Below are 18,252 nucleotides of genomic sequence, written 5' to 3' on the forward strand. Positions count from 1 at the left end.
CGTGAGGACCGCTCCGAGGGGCCCCCGCGAGGTGTTGCATCGCTTCCTGTGCCGCTTCCCGGCAGGCGTCCGGTCCCGGGCGTCGTCCGCTCCCCGGATGGAGTCCTCCGTGCTCGACCTCGCCTACCTCCTCGGCGTGCTCGCCCTCTTCTCGCTCATCGCTCTCGCCGCGAAGGGGGTCGAGCGGCTGGGCGGACCGCCCCCCTCGGCGACCCGCGGGACCCGCGAGAAGGAGGCGGGCCGGTGATCGTCTTCGACGCCCTCGCGGCCGTGCTGGCGCTCGCCGCCGTCGTCTACCTCGTCGCGGCCCTGATCCGACCGGAGCGCTTCTGATGGATCCGCTCCTCGCCGTCCTCCAGGTCGCGACCGTCGGCCTGGCCGTCGCCCTCCTCCACCGCCCCCTCGGCGACCACATGTTCCGCGTCTACACCTCGACGCGCGACCTCGCCCTCGAGCGCGGCGTCTACCGCCTCATCGGCGTCGACTCCGCGGGCGAGCAGAGCTGGCGCGCCTACCTCCGGGCCGTGCTGGCCTTCTCGCTCGTCGGCGTGCTCCTGCTCTACGGGATGCAGCGCCTCCAGGCGGTCCTGCCCGGCTCCCTCGGCCTGCCCGCGGTGCCGGAGGGGCTGGCGTTCAACACCGCCGTCTCGTTCGTCACCAACACCAACTGGCAGTCCTACTCCCCGGAGGCGACCCTCGGCTTCGCGGTGCAGCTCGGCGGCCTCGCCGTGCAGAACTTCGTCTCGGCGGCCGTGGGCCTGGCCGTGGCGGTGGCGCTGATCCGCGGATTCGCGCGCCGCTCCTCCGGAACGCTCGGCAACTTCTGGGTCGACCTCGTGCGCGGCACGCTGCGCCTCCTGCTGCCCCTCGCGGTGGTGGCGGCGGTCGTGATGATCGCGGGCGGCGTGATCCAGAACCTGAACGGCCCGCTGACGGTGACCACGCTCACCGGCGGCGAGCAGAGCATCCCGGGCGGCGCGGTGGCCTCGCAGGAGGCGATCAAGCTGCTCGGCACCAACGGCGGCGGCTACTTCAACGCCAACTCCGCGCACCCGTTCGAGAACCCCTCGGCGTGGGTGTCGCTGCTGCAGATCGTGCTGATCCTCGCGATCCCGTTCTCGCTGCCGCGCACCTTCGGCCGGATGGTCGGCGACGTGCGGCAGGGCCGCGCGATCCTCGCGGCGATGGCGACGATCTTCGTCGTGTCGCTCGCGGCCCTCACCGCGCTGGAGGCGGCGGGCGGAGGATCCGCGGCGCAGGCCGCCGGAGCCGCGATGGAGGGCAAGGAGACGCGCTTCGGCATCGCCGGCTCCGCCCTCTACGCGACCGCCTCGACGCTCACCTCGACCGGCGCCGTCAACGCGATGCACGACTCCTTCACCGCGCTCGGCGGCATGCTGCCGATGCTCAACATGATGCTCGGCGAGGTCGCCCCCGGCGGCGTCGGCTCGGGCCTCTACGGGATGCTCGTGCTCGCGGTGCTGGCCGTGTTCGTCGGCGGGCTGCTGGTCGGCCGGACGCCCGAGTACCTGGGCAAGAAGCTCGGCCCGCGCGAGATCAAGCTCGCGAGCCTCTACATCCTCGTGACGCCGACGCTCGTGCTGGCCGGCACGGCCCTGAGCTTCGCGATCCCGGCGGTGCGGGAGGACGTGGAGAGCACGTCGATCCTGAACCCCGGGCTGCACGGGCTCTCGGAGGTGCTCTACGCCTTCACCTCCGCGTCCAACAACAACGGCTCGGCGTTCGCGGGGCTGACGGCGAACACGCCCTGGCTCAACACGGCGCTCGGCGTCGCGATGCTCCTCGGCCGCTTCCTCCCGATCCTGCTGGTGCTCGCCCTGGCCGGCTCGCTCGCGGCGCAGTCGCCGGTGCCCTCCAGCGCCGGCACGCTGCCCACCCACCGGCCGCAGTTCGTCGGCCTCCTCGTGGGCGTCACGGTCGTCGTGACCGCGCTCACCTACTTCCCCGTACTCGCGCTGGGCCCCCTGGCGGAAGGACTGCGACTCCGATGACCACTGCACTCACCGAGGCCCCCGCGGAACCCGCGCGCCCCACCCGCGCCGCCCTCGGGCCGCGCCAGCTCGCCGCCGCCCTCCCCGGAGCGCTGCGCAAGCTCGATCCGCGCCTGATGTGGCGCAACCCCGTGATGTTCATCGTCGAGGTCGGCGCCGTGCTGACCACGGTGCTGGCGATCGCCGAGCCGTTCCTCGGGGGGCCGGAGGAGTCGGGCGGATCGACGGTGCCCGTCACCTTCACGGCCGGCATCGCGATCTGGCTCTGGCTCACTGTGGTGTTCGCGAACCTCGCGGAGTCGGTGGCCGAGGGCCGCGGCAAGGCCCAGGCCGAGAGCCTGCGCGCCACCCGGACCAGCACTCCGGCCCGGCGCGTGGCCGACTACGACCCCGCGGACCCCTCCGCCCTGTCGGCCCGCCTGGTCGAGGTCTCCTCGGCCGAGCTGCAGCTGGGCGACGTGGTCGTGGCGGAGGCGGGCGACCTCGTCCCCGGCGACGGCGACATCGTCTGGGGCATCGCCTCCATCGACGAGTCGGCGATCACGGGCGAGTCGGCCCCGGTCGTCCGCGAGAGCGGAGGCGACCGCAGCGCGGTGACGGGCGGCACGCGAGTGCTCTCGGACCGGATCGTGGTGCGCATCACCTCGCGGCCGGGCGAGACCTTCGTCGACCGGATGATCGGCCTGGTCGAGGGCGCGTCGCGGCAGAAGACGCCGAACGAGATCGCGCTCGACATCCTCCTGGCGAGCCTCTCGATCGTGTTCGTCGTGGTCGTGCTGACCCTGAACCCGATCGCCTCGTTCGCGGGAGCCTCCGTGAGCGTCCCGGTGCTGGTCGCGCTGCTCGTCTGCCTCATCCCGACCACCATCGGCGCCCTCCTCTCGGCCATCGGCATCGCCGGCATGGACCGGCTCGTGCAGCGCAACGTGCTCGCGATGTCCGGCCGGGCGGTGGAGGCGGCGGGCGACGTCACGACGCTCCTGCTCGACAAGACGGGGACCATCACCTACGGCAACCGCCGCGCGGTGGCGTTCCTCCCCCTCGACGGAGTGGCGCAGGCCGCCCTCGTCGACGCGGCCGCCTCCTCCTCGCTCAGCGACCCGACACCCGAGGGGAAGTCGATCGTCGACCTCGCGGGCGACTCGGGCCGCCCCGCCGTCGAGCCCGCTCAGGCCGCCGTGGTGCCGTTCACCGCGCAGACCCGGATGAGCGGGCTCGACCTCCCCGACGGCTCCTCCATCCGCAAGGGCGCCGGCTCGGCCGTGCGCGCCTGGGTGGAGGAGGAGGGGCCGCTGCCGTCCGCGGTCGCGGCGCGCCTCACGGTGCTCGTCGACGGTGTCTCGGAGAGCGGCGGCACGCCCCTGGTCGTCGCGGTGAAGGACGCCCACGGCGCCCGCCTGCTCGGCGTCGTGCACCTGAAGGACGTGGTGAAGGACGGGCTCGCCGAGCGCTTCTCGGAGCTGCGCGCGATGGGCATCCGCACCGTGATGATCACGGGCGACAACCCGCTGACCGCGAAGGCGATCGCGGCGGAGGCGGGAGTCGACGACTACCTCGCCGAGGCGACCCCCGAGGACAAGCTCGCCCTGATCCGGCGCGAGCAGGAGGGCGGCGCGCTGGTCGCGATGACCGGCGACGGCACCAACGACGCCCCGGCCCTCGCGCAGGCCGACGTGGGCGTGGCGATGAACACCGGCACCTCGGCGGCGAAGGAGGCGGGCAACATGGTCGACCTCGACTCCGACCCCACCAAGCTCATCGACATCGTGCGGATCGGCAAGCAGCTGCTGATCACCCGCGGCGCGCTCACCACGTTCTCGATCGCGAACGACGTGGCGAAGTACTTCGCGATCATCCCGGCGATGTTCGCGGGAGTCTTCCCCGGGCTCGCGGTGCTGAACGTGATGCAGCTGCACTCGCCGGCCTCGGCGATCCTCTCGGCGATCGTGTTCAACGCGCTGGTGATCGTCGTGCTGATCCCGCTCGCGCTGCGGGGAGTGGCGTACCGCCCGGTCGCCGCCTCGCGCATCCTCAGCCGCAACCTCCTGGTCTACGGGCTGGGCGGAGTGATCGCTCCGTTCCTCGGGATCAAGCTCGTCGACCTGGTCGTCGCCGCGATCCCCGGCTTCTGACCCGTCCGTCCCGACCACCGAAGACAGAGAGAAGAGACCATGTTCCGTCCCTACGGTGTCGCGCTGCGCGCGATGATCGTGCTCACCGTGCTGCTGGGAGCGGCGTACCCGCTCGCGGTGCTCGGGATCGGGCAGCTCGCCCTGCCCGCCCAGGCGAACGGCTCGCTGCTGCGCCAGGACGGCGCGGTGATCGGCTCGTCGCTCATCGGGCAGTCGTTCACGGACGCCGACGGAGCGCCCCTGCCGGAGTGGTTCCAGTCGCGTCCCTCCGCCGCGGGCTACGACGCCGCGGCCTCGACCGGCAGCAACCTCGGCCCCGAGAACGCCGACCTGGTCGCGTCCGTCGAGGAGCGCCGGGCCGCGATCGCCGCCTTCGAGGGCGTCGACCCGGCCGCGGTGCCGGCCGATGCGCTGACCGCCTCCGCCTCGGGGCTCGACCCCGCGATCAGCCCCGCCTACGCGCAGCTGCAGGCGCCCCGCGTCGCCGCCGCCCGCGGGCTCGACGTGAGCGCCGTGCGCGCGCTGGTCGAGGAGCACACCGCGGGCCGCGAGCTCGGGTACCTCGGCGAGCCGACGGTGGACGTGCTCGAGCTCAACGCCGCTCTCGCGCGGCTGTGACCGCTCCGGTGGCGCCTCCGGCTCGTAGAATCGCGATCGGCTCGTCGGGACCGTCCGATCGAGCGGATCGACGCCGGTCCCGCGAGCCCGGGACGCCCCGGAGCCGCGAGCACGAGGGGAGGCCGGGAGCATGACGAAGGGCCGCCTGCGCGTGCTCCTCGGAGCCGCGCCCGGAGTGGGCAAGACCTACACGATGCTCGAGGAGGGCCGCCGGCTCGCCGCCGAGGGTCGCGACGTCGTGGTGGCCGTGGTCGAGACGCACGGCCGCTCCGCCACCGCCGCGATGGTCGAGGGGCTGGAGGTCGTGCCGAGGAGGGCCGTCGAGCACCGCGGTGTGCTGCTCGACGAGATGGACCTCGACGCGGTGCTCGCCCGCCGGCCCGACGTCGCGCTGGTCGACGAGCTCGCACACACCAACGCCCCCGGCTCCCGGCACGAGAAGCGCTGGGAGGACGTCAGGACGCTCCTCGACGCCGGCATCACCGTCTTCTCGACCGTGAACATCCAGCACATCGAGTCGCTCAACGACGTGGTGCACGCGATCACCGGAGCGCCGCAGCGCGAGACGATCCCGGACGCGGTCCTCCGCGCCGCCGATCAGATCGAGGTCGTCGACCTGGCGCCCCAGGCGCTGCGCGACCGCCTCGCCGACGGCCGGGTCTACCCGCCCGAGCGCATCGACGCGGCGCTGTCCAACTACTTCCGGCTCGGCAACCTGACCGCCCTGCGCGAGCTCGCGCTGCTCTGGCTCGCCGACGAGGTCGACAGCGCGCTGCGCGACTACCGCGTCGAGCACGGCATCGACAGCACCTGGGAGGCGCGCGAGCGCGTGGTCGTGACCCTCACCGGCGGGCCGGAGGGGGAGACCCTGCTGCGGCGCGGCGCGCGGATCGCGGCCCGCGCCTCCGGGGGCGACCTGCTCGCCGTGCACGTGGTGACCCCCGACGGCCTCCGCACTCCCCGGCCGCACGTGCTCGAGGCGCAGCGGGTGCTGGTCGAGAAGCTCGGCGGCAGCTACCACCAGGTGGTCGGCGAGGACGTGCCGCGCACGCTGGTCGAGTTCGCCCGCTCGGTGAACGCGACGCAGCTGGTGATCGGCGTGAGCAGGCGGAGCCGCCTCGCCTCGGCGCTGACGCCCGGCACGGCGTCGACGGTGATCCGCGAGTCCGGCAACATCGACGTGCACATCGTCAGCCACTCCGCCGCCGGGCGCACCGCGGTGCTGCCGAGGCTCGACGGGGCCCTGACGCTGCGGCGCCGCCTCCTGGGACTGGCCCTCGCCCTCGTGGGCGGCCCGCTGGTGACCTGGCTGCTCTCGAGCCTCCGCAGCGACGAGTCGATCACGAGCGACGTGCTCTCGTACCAGCTGCTGGTGGTGGTGGTCGCGCTGGTCGGCGGGCTCTGGCCGGCCCTCTTCGCGGCCGTGCTCTCGGGGCTGACCCTCGACTTCTTCTTCGTCGATCCCCTCTACACGATCACCGTCGACGAGCCTCTGCACGCGCTCGCGCTGGTGCTCTACGTGCTGAACGCGGCGCTCGTCAGCGCCGTGGTCGACCGCGCGGCCCGGCGGGCGCGGGCCGCCAAGCGGTCGGGGGCGGAGTCGGAGCTGCTGGCGACGATCGCGGGCGGCGTGATCCGCGGGCAGGGGGCGCTGCAGGCGATCCTCGAGCGCTCGCGCGAGGCGTTCGGGCTGACCGGCGTGCGGCTGCTGCGCGGCGGCGAGCTCGTCGCGGCTGACGGCGAGCCGCAGCCGGAGGGCGATCCCGCGCGCATCGCGGTGGGCGAGGGCGCGGTGCTCGAGCTGCACGGCCGCGAGCTGGAGGGGAGCGAGCGGCGGCTGCTCCAGGTCGTCGCCGCCCAGCTGGACTCGGTGCTCGAGAACGCGGCCCTCAGCGAGACGGCCAGTTCCCTCGCTCCGCTGGCCGAGACCGACCGGGTGCGCAGCGCCCTGCTCTCGGCCGTCAGCCACGACCTGCGCCGGCCCCTCGCCGCGGCCACCGCGGCCGTCAGCGGACTGCGCTCGCCCGAAGTGGTCTGGAGCGAGCGCGACCGGGAGGAGCTGCTCGCCACCGCCGACGAGAGCCTCACCGTGCTCGCCGCGCTGGTCACCGACCTGCTCGACGTGACGCGGCTGGAGGCGGGGGCGCTCGCCGTGGCGCTCGCTCCGCTCGACGCCGCCGACGTGGTGCTCCCCGCGCTCGACGAGCTCGGGCTCGGTCCCGGCGAGGTCGACCTCGACCTCGATCCGGAGGGCCCGGCGCTGCTCGCCGACGCCGTGCTGCTGCAGCGCGTCGTGGTCAACCTGCTCGCGAACGCCGTCCGCTACGCGCCGTCCGGCACCCGGGTGCGCGTGGCCGCCAGCGCCTTCGGCGGGAGCGCGCAGCTGCGGATCGTCGACCACGGCCCCGGGGTGCCCGAGGAGCGCCGCGCCGAGATCTTCGTGCCGTTCCAGCGACTCGGCGACGACGACAACCTGACGGGCCTCGGCCTCGGCCTCGCGCTCTCGAAGGGGTTCACGGAGGGGATGGGCGGCACGCTCGAGACGGAGGACACTCCGGGGGGCGGGCTGACGATGGTGGTGACGCTGCCGCTGGCGAAGGAGACTGCTGCCGCTGCTCCTGCGGCTCACGTCGCTCCTGCCGCTCCGCACGACGGCGGGTCGGGTCCCGCCCCGCACGACGGCGGGTCGGGCACCGCTCCGCACGAGGACTCCGGAGGAGCCGCATGAAGATCCTGATCGCCGACGACGACCCGCAGATCCTGCGCGCCCTGCGCATCACCCTCACCGCCCGCGGATACGACGTGGTGACGGCCGGCGACGGCACCGAGGCGATCAACCGCGCGGTGGACGAGCATCCGGACCTCTACATGATCGACCTCGGCATGCCCCGGCTCGACGGGGTGGAGGTCATCCACGGACTGCGCGGCTGGACGAGCGCGCCGATCCTGGTGGTGTCGGGGCGCACGGGCGCGGCCGACAAGGTGGGCGCGCTCGACGCCGGCGCGGACGACTACGTGACCAAGCCGTTCTCGATGGACGAGGTCCTCGCGCGCATCCGGGCCCTCTCGCGGCGGGTGCAGCCGGCCGACGGCGAGCCGCTGGTCGTGATCGGCGAGGTGACCGTGGACCTGGTGGCCAAGAGCGCGACGCGGGACGGCGTCTCCGTGCGGCTCACCCCGACGGAGTGGCAGGTGCTCGAGATCCTCATCCGCAACGCGGGCAAGCTGGTCACCCGCCGCTCGCTGCTGGCCGAGATCTGGGGCCCCGCGCACGTCACCGACACCGGCTACCTGCGCCTCTACCTCGCGCAGCTGCGCAAGAAGCTCGAGCCCGACCCCGCACATCCGCGCCACCTGCTGACCGAGGCGGGCATGGGCTACCGCTTCGTGCCCTGACCGGCCTGTGCTCGGCGGGGGAACCCCGGACCGTCGAGGGGGCCCGCTGGCCGTGGCTCCCTCGACGGGCCGGGATCGCCTCGGCGGAGGGGGGCAGGTCACCAGTCGTGGACGGTGCCGTCGGCGAGTCGGTTGAAGGGCAGGTACGCGCGCACGTAGGGGTACTTCCCGGCGGCGTCGACGTCGAGCTCCACGCCCAGACCGGGGGCGTCGCCCGGGTGCAGCCGTCCCTCGCTCCAGGTGAACGACTGCTGGAAGACGCTGTCGGTCCGCTCGCCGTGCTTCATGTACTCCTGGATCCCGAAGTTGTGGATCGCCAGGCCCAGGTGCATCGCGGCCGCCATGCCCACCGGGGAGACGTCGGTGGGTCCGTGCATCCCGGACTTGATCTGGTACTGCGCGGCGTGGTCGAGGATCCTCCGGAGGTGGGAGACGCCTCCGGTGTGCGTGACCGCGCTCCGGATGTAGTCGATCAGCTGCTCGCGGATGAGGAGCTGGTAGTCCCAGACGGTGTTGAAGACCTCGCCGATCGCCAGGGGCGTGGTGGTGTGCTGCCGGACGAGGCGGAGGGCCTCCTGGTTCTCGGCGGGCGTGCAGTCCTCGAGCCAGAAGAGGTCGTACGGCTCGAGGGACTTGCCGAGGGCCGCGGCCTGGATCGGCGTCATCCGGTGGTGGCCGTCGTGGAGGAGGGGGAGCCCCGGCCCGAACTCGTTGCGGACGGCCTCGAAGACGCGGGGGACGTGGCGCAGGTAGGCGCGGGTGTCCCAGTCCTCCTCGGTCGGCAGGCCGCCGCGCTGCGCCGGCTCGTGGTCGTAGCGCACGCCGGCGTTGCCCTCGAGGACGGCGTTGGAGGCGATGCCGTAGATCGAGGTCAGTCCCGGCACCGCGGTCTACACGCGGATCGCGCGGTACCCCTGCTCCTGGTGCTCGCGGATGCTGTCGAACAGCTCCGCGTCCGTCCGCCCGGACGCGTGGCCGTAGGCGAGCAGGCCGGTGCGGGACGCGCCTCCGAGCAGCTGGTAGAGCGGCATGCCCGCGGCCTTGCCCTTGATGTCCCAGAGGGCGGTGTCGACCGCCGCGATCGCCGCCATCGTGACCGGCCCGCGGCGCCAGTAGGACGACCGGTAGAGGAACTGCCAGGTGTCCTCGATGCGCGAGGCGTCGCGGCCGAGGAGCAGCGGCACGACGTGGTCGGCGAGATAGGAGACCACGGCGAGCTCGCGGCCGTTGAGGGTCGCGTCGCCGAGGCCGGTCAGCCCGTCGTCGGTCGTGAGCTTGAGGGTGACGAAGTTGCGGTCGGGACTGGTGACGACGACCTCGGCCTTGTCGATCTTCATGGGATGCCTTTCGTGGTGGGGGATCGGGTCAGGGGTTCCGGCCGGGAGCGCGGTCCATCGAGAACGCGGCGGTCGAGAGGCCGGGCGCCACGGGCGCGGCCTGACCCGTGCTCTCGCGGCGCTCGGCGATCTCGGCGACGATCTGCGCGTGCCGGCGGTCGGTCAGCGGGTAGAACGCCATGATCAGCACCGCGAGCAGGGCCGCGACGGCCGGGATGAGGCCGGCGGCGGCGCGGATGCCCCACTCGGCGTGCTCGCTCTGCTCCGCGGCGCCGGCCACGTAGCCGCCCCAGGCCAGCGCGTACGCGGCGAGGGCGCCTCCGACCGCCTGGCCGGTCTTGCGGGTGAAGGAGAACAGGGCGTAGATCGTGCCCTCGGAGCGGATGCCGGTCTTCCACTCCCCGTACTCGACGGTGTCGGCCTCGATCGCCCAGACGAGCATGTTGACGAGCTGGATGCCGACGTAGGCGAGGACCAGTCCGCCGAAGCCGACCGCCACCGCGTCGCCCGGGGCGAGGAAGACGACCGTTCCGCCGCTGATCAGGACCCCGACTCCGGCCATGTAGGCGTTGCGCTTGCCGAACCGCCGCACGATCGTCGGGACGAGGGCGGCCAGTCCGAAGGTCAGGGCGAGCTGGATCAGCGACATCGCAGCGTAGAGCTGGACCGATCCGAGCACGTCGCGCAGGTAGTAGAGCTGCACGGTCTGGAGCGCGAGCGTCCCGGTGAGGAACAGGAACGAGCTGAGGCAGAGGAAGAGCAGCGGCCGGTTGGAGCGGAGGGTCGTCATGCTCTGACGGAACGTGACGTGCGCGACGTCGCGCTGGACGCGCTCCTTCGCGGTCAGGATCGTGAAGAGGTAGAGCGCGGAGCCGACGACGACGAAGCTCAGCGTGACGATCGAGAAGAGCGACTGCAGATCGGCGCCGGGGACGACCAGCGGGGCCATGAAGGTGCCGAGCCCGGCCCCCACGATCGCGCCGCCGATGGCGCGGGCGCTGGCGAGCTTCGCGCGCTCGGTGCCGACCTGCGTCATCGCTCCGGCGAGCGAGCCGTAGGGGATGTTGACGAGGCTGTAGGCGAGGCCGAGCGCGGCGTAGCTCAGGTAGGCGTAGAGCAGGGTTCCGCTCTCGCCGATCTGCGGGACGGAGAAGGTCGCGGCCGAGAGCAGCAGGAGCGGGACCGACCCGAACATCAGGAAGGGCCGGAACTTGCCGAAGCGCCTGCTGTAGGTGCGGTCCACGACCCGGCCGGCGAAGACGTCGGCGAACGCGTCGAAGATCCGCACGACGAGCAGCAGCGTGCCCGCCGCGGCCGCGGAGATCCCGGCGACGTCGGTGTAGTAGACGAGCAGGAACATCGTGGCGGTGGTGAAGGCGAGGTTGTTCGCCGTGTCGCCGGCGCCGTAGCCCACGATGCTCAGCTTCGAGAGCTTCTCAGCGGCGGGCGCTCCGGGCGCGATGGTGCGGGGGGTCATGCGGGCTCCTTTACCCGGGCGCGGACCCGTCGGGATCCGCGCCGCGTCGAGACGGTGCGAGGGTGGCAATCGGTTGCCGACGGCGCCGGAGGCGCCGCGCGGAGAGGCGGGGTGGAGGTCTAGGCCGCCTGAGCGGCGACCGCGGCGACGAGGGCCGGGTCGTCGGCGAGGCGCGGGTCGACGAGCCGCAGCAGCGCCTCGACGGGCCGGGCGGAGCCGAGGGCGCGGTCGAGGGCGTGGCGCTGCGTGTCGGGCAGGCGGTCGCCCTGGAGCAGCAGTGCGATCCAGTCGGCGACGGCACGGAGGGAGGCGGCTCCGTCGTGTCCGCCCGCGCGCTCGGCGAGGAGCACGGGCGCGATCCGGATGCGGAGCTTGGCGGTCGCGTCGGCGCCGATCTGCTCGAGCCGGTGCTCGATCCGGGGGTTGCCGAAGCGCCCGAGGAGGGCGGCGCAGTAGGCGTCCGCGTCGAGACCGGCGGGCAGGCCGGCCGCCGCCTCCGCCCAGAACGCCTCGACGGCGCTCCGGCAGGCGGGGTCGGCGATCGCCTCCGCGACGGTGGCGAGACCCCGCCGGCGGCCGGTGGCGGCGAGGAGCGTGTGCGCGCCGTTGAGGAGTCGCAGCTTGCGCCGCTCGAAGGGCTCGATGTCGTCCACGAAGCGGGCTCCGGCGCGCTCCCAGGCGGGCCGGCCGGCGGGGAAGCCGCCGCAGAGGACCCAGTCGCGGAACGGCTCGGTCACGACGGACGCGGCGTCGCTGATGCCGGTGAGCTCGGCCGCCGCCTCCCGGTCCGCCGCCGTGGCGGCCGGAGTGATCCGGTCGACGGAGGTCGACACGAACGAGACGGTTCGGTCGATCCAGTCGGCGAGCGACGGGTCGAGCCGCTCGGCGAGCAGGAGCAGCCCACGGCGCACGAGAGGGCCGTTGCCGGAGAGGTTGTCGCAGGGGACGACGGCGAGCGGGCCGGAGCCGGCGTCGCGCCGGGCGGTGAGGCCGAGGAGGAGGCGGCCGAGCGCGGTCGTCGGCGCTCCTCCCGATCGGAGGGCGGCGAGGTCGCTCCGGACGGCGGGGTCGTCCAGGTCGAGGCCGCCGTCCGCGGCGAGACGGTACCCGGCCTCCGTGATCGTCAGCGTGACGATCGCCGTCGCCGGAGCCGCGACGAGCTCGACGAGACGCGCGACGTCCGCGCCGTCGACCGCCTCGACGATGCTGCCCACGACCGTCGCCGAGTCGCCCTCCGGTCCGCGCTCGATCAGCGTGAACAGGCCGTCCTGCGCGGCGAGCTCCTCGGCCGCGCAGGGGCTCCGGCCGGTGAATGCGGCGATGCCCCACTCGTGGTCGTCGTCGACGGCGTGCGTGTACCAGGCCTGGTGCGCTCGGTGGAAGGCGCCGAGGCCGAGGTGGACGATGCGGACGGGAGCCGCCGGCAGGCCCGCGGACGCGCGATCGAGACCGCCTCCTTCGCCGTGCCCGCTCACAGCTTGAAGACCTTCCGCGGCTGGGCGTCGACGAGGTCCAGGATGACGGCGCTCGCCGTCTCGGAGTCGATGCGCCCCTCGGCGACCAGGCGCGCGAGGAACGCGGCGTCCAGCCTCCGCGCCATGTCGTGACGGGCCGGGATGGAGAGGAACGCGCGGGTGTCGTCGATGAAGCCGGAGCTCCGCGAGAAGCCGGCGGTCTCCGTCACGGCGGCGCGGAAGCGCAGCACCGCGTCGGGCGCGTCGAGGAACCACCACGGCGCTCCGAGGAACACCGACGGGTAGTAGCCGGCGAGGGGAGCGAGCTCGCGCGAGTGGGTGCTCTCGTCGATCCCGAAGAGGACGAGGTGGAAGCCCGATGCGTTGCCGAGCTCCTGCAGCAGCGGGCGGAGGGGCTCGGCGAACCCGGTCGCGACGGGGATGTCGTGGCCGGTGTCGGGACCGAAGCGCTCGAAGGTCGGCCGATCGTGGTTGCGCAGCACGCCGGCGTGGACGGTCATCACCAGGCCGTCGTCGACGCTCATGCGGGCGGACTGCAGCAGCAGGTGGGCGGCGAGGACGCGGCTGCCCTCGGCGTCGATCGTGCCGGCGCGGGCGCGGGCGAAGAGTGACTGCGCCTCGGCGGGGTCGAGGTCGACGGTCAGCGGCTCCAGCACTCCGTGGTCGGCGGAGACGGCGCCGTGGTCGAGGAAGTACCGGCGCCGGGCGCGGAGGGCCTCGAGGAATCCGGGGAAGCTGGACTCCTTCGTTCCGGTGGCGGCGGCCAGGGCGGCGACGCGCTCGGGCCAGCCGGGGGTGGAGGGATCGAGGTAGGCGTCGGGGCGGAAGGTCGGCAGCACGCGGCCCGGGAACGCCGGATCCTCCGCCAGAGCCCGATGGACGGCCAGGTCGTCCAGCGGATCGTCGGTCGTCGCCAGCACCTCGATCCCGAACCGCTCGAAGAGCGCCCGCGGGCGGAAGGCGTCGGACGCCAGCTGGCCCCCGATCGCCGCGAAGAGGGCGTCGGCGGTGGAGGCGTCGGGCTGCTCGGTGATGCCGAACTGCTCGGCGAGGATCGACTGGAGCCAGTAGCCCGAGGCGGTTCCCGCGAAGATCCGCCAGTGCGCGCAGAACGTGCGCCACACCTCCTCCGGGCCGGCGAGGCGCTCGCCCCCGGGGATGCCGAGATCGCCGAGGTCGATCCCGGCGGAGTGGAGCAGCCGGGTGACGTAGTGGTCGTGCCGGAGGAAGAGCTCGGACGCGTCGGCGAAGGGGCGGTCCTCGAGCAGGAGGCGCGGATCCACGTGCCCGTGCGGGGAGAGGATCGGCAGGTCGGCGACGCTCGCGTGGAGATCGCGGGCGATCGCCCGGGTCGTCGGGTCGATCGGCAGGAGTCGGTCGGGATCGTTCAGCAGCTTCGTCGGCACGGGGCCATCCAAGTATGGGTGCCGAGGAGTGTCAACCGATTGCCAGAGGTGTCGCACCGGATGGCGCGCCGGTCGCGGACCGGGGTCAGGAGTCGCGGCGGGGTCCCGTCGAGGCGCGCGGGACGAACTCCGTCGGCAGGTCGTCGGCCCGCTCCGGAGGCTCCTCGTCGCCGAGCACCCGGCGGACCGCCCGCTCGCCCATCCGGCCCAGCGGCGCGCTGATGGTCGACAGCGGCGGCGAGGTGAAGTCGCTCCCGAAGATGTCGTCGAAGCCGATGATGCTGAGCTGCTCCGGGATCGCGACGCCCGACTCCTGAGCCGCGCGCATCAGTCCGATGGCGACCAGGTCGTTGTAGGCGATCACCGCGCCGACGCCGGAGGCGGTCACCCTCGCGAGCGCGCTCCTCCCGCCCTCGAGGGTCGAGACGCCCGGCCCGATCTCGACGACCGTCATGCCCCGCTGCGGAGCGCGGTCGAGGAGGAGCTCCCATCGCGCGGCGCTCATCCACGAGTCGGGCGGACCGGCGATGAAGGCGAGGGAGCGGTGGCCGAGGGCCGCGAGGTGGTCGAGCGCGGCGTCGATCCCGGGGGCGAGATCGGGCACGATCCCCGCGACGCCGGGGACCACGCGGTTGAGGACGACGACGGGGATTCGCCCGGCCAGCGCGATGATCTCCTCGTCGCTGAGGCGGGTGCTGACGAGGACGAGCCCGTCGGTGGAGGCGGCGATGCGGTCGGCCGCCTCGGCCTCGCGCTCCCCGGACTCCTGCGACTCGGCGAGGATCATCGTGAAGCCGCGGTGCGACGCCGCCCGCTCCGCTCCGCGCACGGCGGGGAAGAAGGCCGGGTTGGTGATGTCGGCCACCAGCAGCCCGAGGGTCGAGGTGCGGCCCGTCGGCAGCGCGCGCGCCATCGGGTTGAGCCGGTAGCCCAGCTCCTTGGCGGCGGCGCGGATCCGCTGCTCGGTCGCGGCGTTCAGCCGTCCGGGCGTGCTCAGCCCGCGCGAGACGGTGGAGGGGGCGACGCCGGCGAGTCGGGCGACGTCGTAGATCGTCGTCGCGGAGCGGCCGCGGCGTCTCGCGGCGGAGGGGCCGGTGGGCACGTCTTCGCTGGGCACGATCGCGGTCTTCTCTCGAGGGGCACGGCGGCGGACGGGGCGCCGTCCGCCGCCCATGCTGCCACAGGGCCGAGAAGCCCGCCCGGCCCGTCGCTCGCGTCCGGGTCGGGCCGGATCGGGGAGCCCGCGCTCCGGGAGGCCGCCGTCGCCGGCCGGCCGCCCACCGCTCCGGCCCCGTCCAGCGCGGGTCCGCGCGGCTCCGCCCCGTCAGCTCCGCTCCGGGAACGCCCCCTCCTCGCGGATGCGCTCGTTGAGCGCCGCCAGGAACACGCCCTCGTCGAGGTCGATCGGTACCTCGCGTCCCGTCCAGCTCGAGTAGTGGATGGCGTTGGCGAGCCGGACCCCGAGGATCCCCTCCGCCCCGGGTGCGAGCAGCGGCGTGCCGTGCAGGATGCTGTCCGCGAAGTCCTGCAGGACGGCCGTGTGCTGCTCGCCCCAGACCGACGCCGACTCGATCCGCTCCGTCGTGGAGAGGCCCGCGGTGTCGTAGCGACCGCTGAGCAGGAGGCCCACGTCCTCGGCGCTGAGGGCGGCGCTGACCTCGCGCTCGGGGGCGTTCAGCCGGGTGATGGTCGCGACCCGGGAGTCGTCGACGACGATCCGGCCGCGGTCGCCGACGATCTCGAGGCGGTCGGTGCCGATCGGGTCGTGCGTCGTGGTGACCAGCACGCCGGTCGTGCCCCCGCCGAAGTCGGCGAGCACCGTCACCTCGTCCTCCACCGCGATGTCGCGGCACCGCCCGTAGCCGGCCTTCGCGACCACCGACTCCGGCACTCCGCACAGCCACTGCCACAGGTCGAGCTGGTGGGGCGCCTGGTTGACCAGGACGCCTCCGCCCTCGCCTCCCCACGTCGCACGCCACGCGCTCTGGTCGAAGTAGGCCTGCGGCCGCCACCAGGTCGTGATGATCCAGTTCGAGCGCAGGATCCGGCCGATCCCGCCCTCGTCGACGACCTCCTTGAGCCGGCGGTAGAGCGGGTTGGCCCGCTGGTTGAACATGATCGCGAAGCGCTGACCGGGACGGGCGGCGGCGGCCTCGTTCAGCTCCGCCACCTGCGCGGCGTAGACGCCCGCCGGCTTGTCGACCAGCACGTGCAGCCCGTGCTCGAGTGCGTCGATGCCGATCCCGGGGTGGAGGTAGTGCGGAGTGCAGACGACGATGGCGTCGACCTCCCCGCTCGCGAGGAGGGAGCGGTGGTCGGCGTGGAAGGACGCTCCGGGTGCGAGCGCGGCGGCCGCCGCCTCCCGGGCGGGGTCGACGTCGGCGACGGCGGTGACGACGAGGTCGCGCACCCTGCCGTCGGCGAGGAAGCGGGCGTAGGAGGAGCCCTGGGCGCCGAATCCGATGATGCCGAGGCGGACGGTGGTCATGGGAGGAGTCCTTCGTTCGGGGTGGAGTGGGGGATCCGCGCGGGCGCGCTCGGGGCGTAGGCGGCCTGGACGATCGCGAGCGACCTCGCCGCCTCGCGGGGCGAGATCCAGAAGGGCTCGTCCTCGCCGAGGCGGGCGTAGAAGTCGTGCACGAGCAGCTCGTGCGAGGCGCCCCAGTACGAGCGCCCGCCGGATCGGCGCTCCGTGTCCGGGACGACCTCGACGGATCCGTCGTCGCGCCGCACGGTGAGGGCACCGCGTAGCGAGACGGTGGCGCGCTCGGTGCGCAGGCGGAGCTCGACCGGCTCGTCCCACGCGTTCGCCACGGTCGCGTAGAGGACGCTGCGCGCGCCGGAGGCGTGGCTGAGCACCAGGTCGGCGGTGTCCTCGACCTCGATCGGAAGCAGGCGCGTGGAGGCGGAGCCGCTCACCGCGACCACGTCGCCGAGGAGCCACTGCAGGAGGTCGACGGTGTGGATCGCCTGGTTCATCAGCATCCCGCCGCCGCCCTCGGCCCGCATCCCGCGCCAGGGGCGGTCGAGGTAGTAGCCGGGAGCGCGGTGCCAGAGCACGATCGCGGCCGCACCTGTCACGGCACCCAGGGAGCCGGACGCCAGCAGCTCGCGGAGGCGCTGCACGGGCGGGTTGTAGCGGTTCTGGAAGCAGACGCCGATGCGCGCTCCGCCCCGCTCGGCCGCGGCGATCACCTGCTCGCCCTCGGCGACGGAGGAGGCGAGCGGCTTCTCGAGGAGCACCGCGACGCCGCGGTCCAGGGCCGCGACCGCCAGCGCGGCGTGCGTGCTGTGCGGAGTGCAGACGTGCACGACGTCGGGGCGGACGGAGTCGAGCATCCGGACCGCCTCGGGGAAGCCCGGCACCGCGTGCCTCTCGGCGGCCGCGGCGAGCCGGCCCGGGTCGGTGTCGCAGACCGCCACCAGCTCCGCGCCGGGTGCGGTGCCGATCGCCGCGAGGTGGACGGAGGAGATGTCGCCGCAGCCGATCACCGCCGCGCGGACGGTCATCGCAGGTCGATCCCGAGCGAGGAGGCGAGCCCCCGGAAGGCCCGAGCGGCCACCCCGAACGACTCGGGGCCGGAGAATCCGCCGAGGGCGTCCGTGATCGCGAGGTGCGGCTCCAGCGAGGCGACGCCCGTCCAGCCGTCGTCGCGCAGGGCGGTGAGCGTCTCGCGCAGCTGGCCGTCGCCCTCGCCGGCGGGCACCACGGTGCCGGTCGCGGCCACCGCGTCCTTCACCTGCAGGTAGTCGACGTAGGGCCGCAGCGCCGTCCAGCCGTCGTCGAAGGGCCGCACCCCGCACTGCACGAAGTTCGCGTTGTCCCAGGCGAGGCGCAGGGCGGGCGAGCCGACGGACTCGACCAGGTCGAGGATCCGCTCGGGGACGTCGCCGTAGATGTCCTTCTCGTTCTCGTGCAGCAGCACCACGCCCTCGCGCTCGGCGCGGTCGGCGAGCATGCGCAAGCGCAGCAGGACGTCGTCGCGGATGCTCTCGACCGGCACTCCCTCGCCCCGGTAGAACGAGAAGACGCGGATGCTCGGCGTGCCGAGGGCGTGCGCGGCGCGGATGACGCGGTCGAGGCGCGCGACCTCGAGCTCGGGATCGAGGGCGACGTCGACCTTGCCGATGGGTGAGGCGACGGCCGAGACGGACTGGCCGCCGCGCTCGAGCACGGCGGCGAGGCGGGCGAGGCGCTCGTCGTCGAGGTCGACGACGTTCCGGCCCCAGGCGCTGCGCACCTCGATGCTGTGCGCGCCGAGCGCTCGGAGGACGGCGACCTGGACGACCGGGTCGGGGTCGATCTCGTCGCCGAAGCCGGAGAGGGTCCAGGGTGCGGGGTTCGCGGGTGCGGTGGTCGCGGGTGCGGGGGTCGCGGGTGCGGTGGTCACGGTGCGTG

General features: G+C 73.6%; 14 protein-coding genes and 1 pseudogene. 7 read left to right on the plus strand and 8 right to left on the minus strand.

The features are described from left to right. Positions 1-97: 97 nt before the first annotated feature. The 7 genes from C5B93_RS17190 (at position 98) to C5B93_RS05285 (ending at position 8,158) form a co-directional block, all read left to right on the plus strand. Positions 98-247 (plus strand): hypothetical protein, encoded by a 150-nt coding sequence (locus C5B93_RS17190; RefSeq protein ID WP_167299012.1) that lies wholly within the window; start codon positions 98-100, stop codon positions 245-247. Then, entirely contained in the window at positions 244-333 is a 90-nt protein-coding gene (gene kdpF, locus C5B93_RS05260; protein WP_068209492.1) for a K(+)-transporting ATPase subunit F, read from the plus strand. The genes C5B93_RS17190 and kdpF overlap by 4 nt, the downstream gene beginning before the upstream one ends. Beyond that, complete coding sequence (gene kdpA, locus C5B93_RS05265) at positions 333-2,012, plus strand: potassium-transporting ATPase subunit KdpA (RefSeq protein WP_104222651.1); 1,680 nt, start codon at positions 333-335, stop codon at positions 2,010-2,012. The genes kdpF and kdpA overlap by 1 nt, the downstream gene beginning before the upstream one ends. After that, positions 2,009-4,144 carry a potassium-transporting ATPase subunit KdpB gene (gene kdpB, locus C5B93_RS05270; RefSeq protein ID WP_104291956.1) on the plus strand — a complete coding sequence of 712 codons (2,136 nt, stop codon included), beginning with the start codon at positions 2,009-2,011 and terminating at the stop codon, positions 4,142-4,144. Before kdpA ends, kdpB begins: the two co-directional genes overlap by 4 nt. A gap of 39 nt (positions 4,145-4,183) precedes the next feature. Further along, on the plus strand, positions 4,184-4,762 hold the full coding sequence (kdpC, locus tag C5B93_RS05275) for a K(+)-transporting ATPase subunit C (protein WP_104225770.1): 579 nt from the start codon (positions 4,184-4,186) through the stop codon (positions 4,760-4,762). Positions 4,763-4,892: 130 nt separating this feature from the next. Continuing rightward, positions 4,893-7,490, plus strand: coding sequence for an ATP-binding protein (locus C5B93_RS05280; protein ID WP_104291957.1), 2,598 nt, complete (start codon positions 4,893-4,895; stop codon positions 7,488-7,490). Then, positions 7,487-8,158: a response regulator gene (locus C5B93_RS05285; protein ID WP_104222647.1), complete on the plus strand. Its 672-nt coding sequence runs from the start codon at positions 7,487-7,489 to the stop codon at positions 8,156-8,158. The genes C5B93_RS05280 and C5B93_RS05285 overlap by 4 nt, the downstream gene beginning before the upstream one ends. Positions 8,159-8,256: 98 nt before the next feature. Here C5B93_RS05285 and manD read toward each other — a convergent pair. The 8 genes and pseudogenes from manD to C5B93_RS05325 all read right to left on the minus strand — a co-directional run bounded on the left by manD (position 8,257) and on the right by C5B93_RS05325 (position 18,244). Next, positions 8,257-9,495, minus strand: a pseudogene (gene manD / locus C5B93_RS05290) (D-mannonate dehydratase ManD). 28 nt (positions 9,496-9,523) lie between these two features. Then, positions 9,524-10,972, minus strand: a complete 1,449-nt coding sequence (uidB, locus tag C5B93_RS05295) for a glucuronide transporter (RefSeq protein WP_104291958.1) — start codon at positions 10,970-10,972, stop codon at positions 9,524-9,526. A gap of 119 nt (positions 10,973-11,091) precedes the next feature. Then, positions 11,092-12,447 (minus strand): mannitol dehydrogenase family protein, encoded by a 1,356-nt coding sequence (locus tag C5B93_RS05300; RefSeq protein WP_258068139.1) that lies wholly within the window; start codon positions 12,445-12,447, stop codon positions 11,092-11,094. After that, positions 12,444-13,853: a glucuronate isomerase gene (gene uxaC / locus C5B93_RS05305; RefSeq protein WP_104291959.1), complete on the minus strand. Its 1,410-nt coding sequence runs from the start codon at positions 13,851-13,853 to the stop codon at positions 12,444-12,446. The genes C5B93_RS05300 and uxaC overlap by 4 nt, the downstream gene beginning before the upstream one ends. Positions 13,854-13,938: 85 nt before the next feature. After that, on the minus strand, positions 13,939-14,970 hold the full coding sequence (locus tag C5B93_RS05310) for a LacI family DNA-binding transcriptional regulator (RefSeq protein WP_181068334.1): 1,032 nt from the start codon (positions 14,968-14,970) through the stop codon (positions 13,939-13,941). Positions 14,971-15,177: 207 nt separating this feature from the next. Then, positions 15,178-16,341 carry a Gfo/Idh/MocA family protein gene (locus C5B93_RS05315; RefSeq protein WP_104291961.1) on the minus strand — a complete coding sequence of 388 codons (1,164 nt, stop codon included), beginning with the start codon at positions 16,339-16,341 and terminating at the stop codon, positions 15,178-15,180. Continuing rightward, positions 16,338-17,363: a Gfo/Idh/MocA family protein gene (locus C5B93_RS05320; protein ID WP_104250267.1), complete on the minus strand. Its 1,026-nt coding sequence runs from the start codon at positions 17,361-17,363 to the stop codon at positions 16,338-16,340. The genes C5B93_RS05315 and C5B93_RS05320 overlap by 4 nt, the downstream gene beginning before the upstream one ends. Beyond that, positions 17,360-18,244: a sugar phosphate isomerase/epimerase gene (locus C5B93_RS05325; RefSeq protein WP_258068142.1), complete on the minus strand. Its 885-nt coding sequence runs from the start codon at positions 18,242-18,244 to the stop codon at positions 17,360-17,362. Before C5B93_RS05325 ends, C5B93_RS05320 begins: the two co-directional genes overlap by 4 nt. Positions 18,245-18,252 lie beyond the last annotated feature (8 nt).

The sequence above is a fragment of the Rathayibacter sp. AY1A2 genome, assembly GCF_002930935.1.
Taxonomy (GTDB): Bacteria; Actinomycetota; Actinomycetes; order Actinomycetales; family Microbacteriaceae; genus Rathayibacter.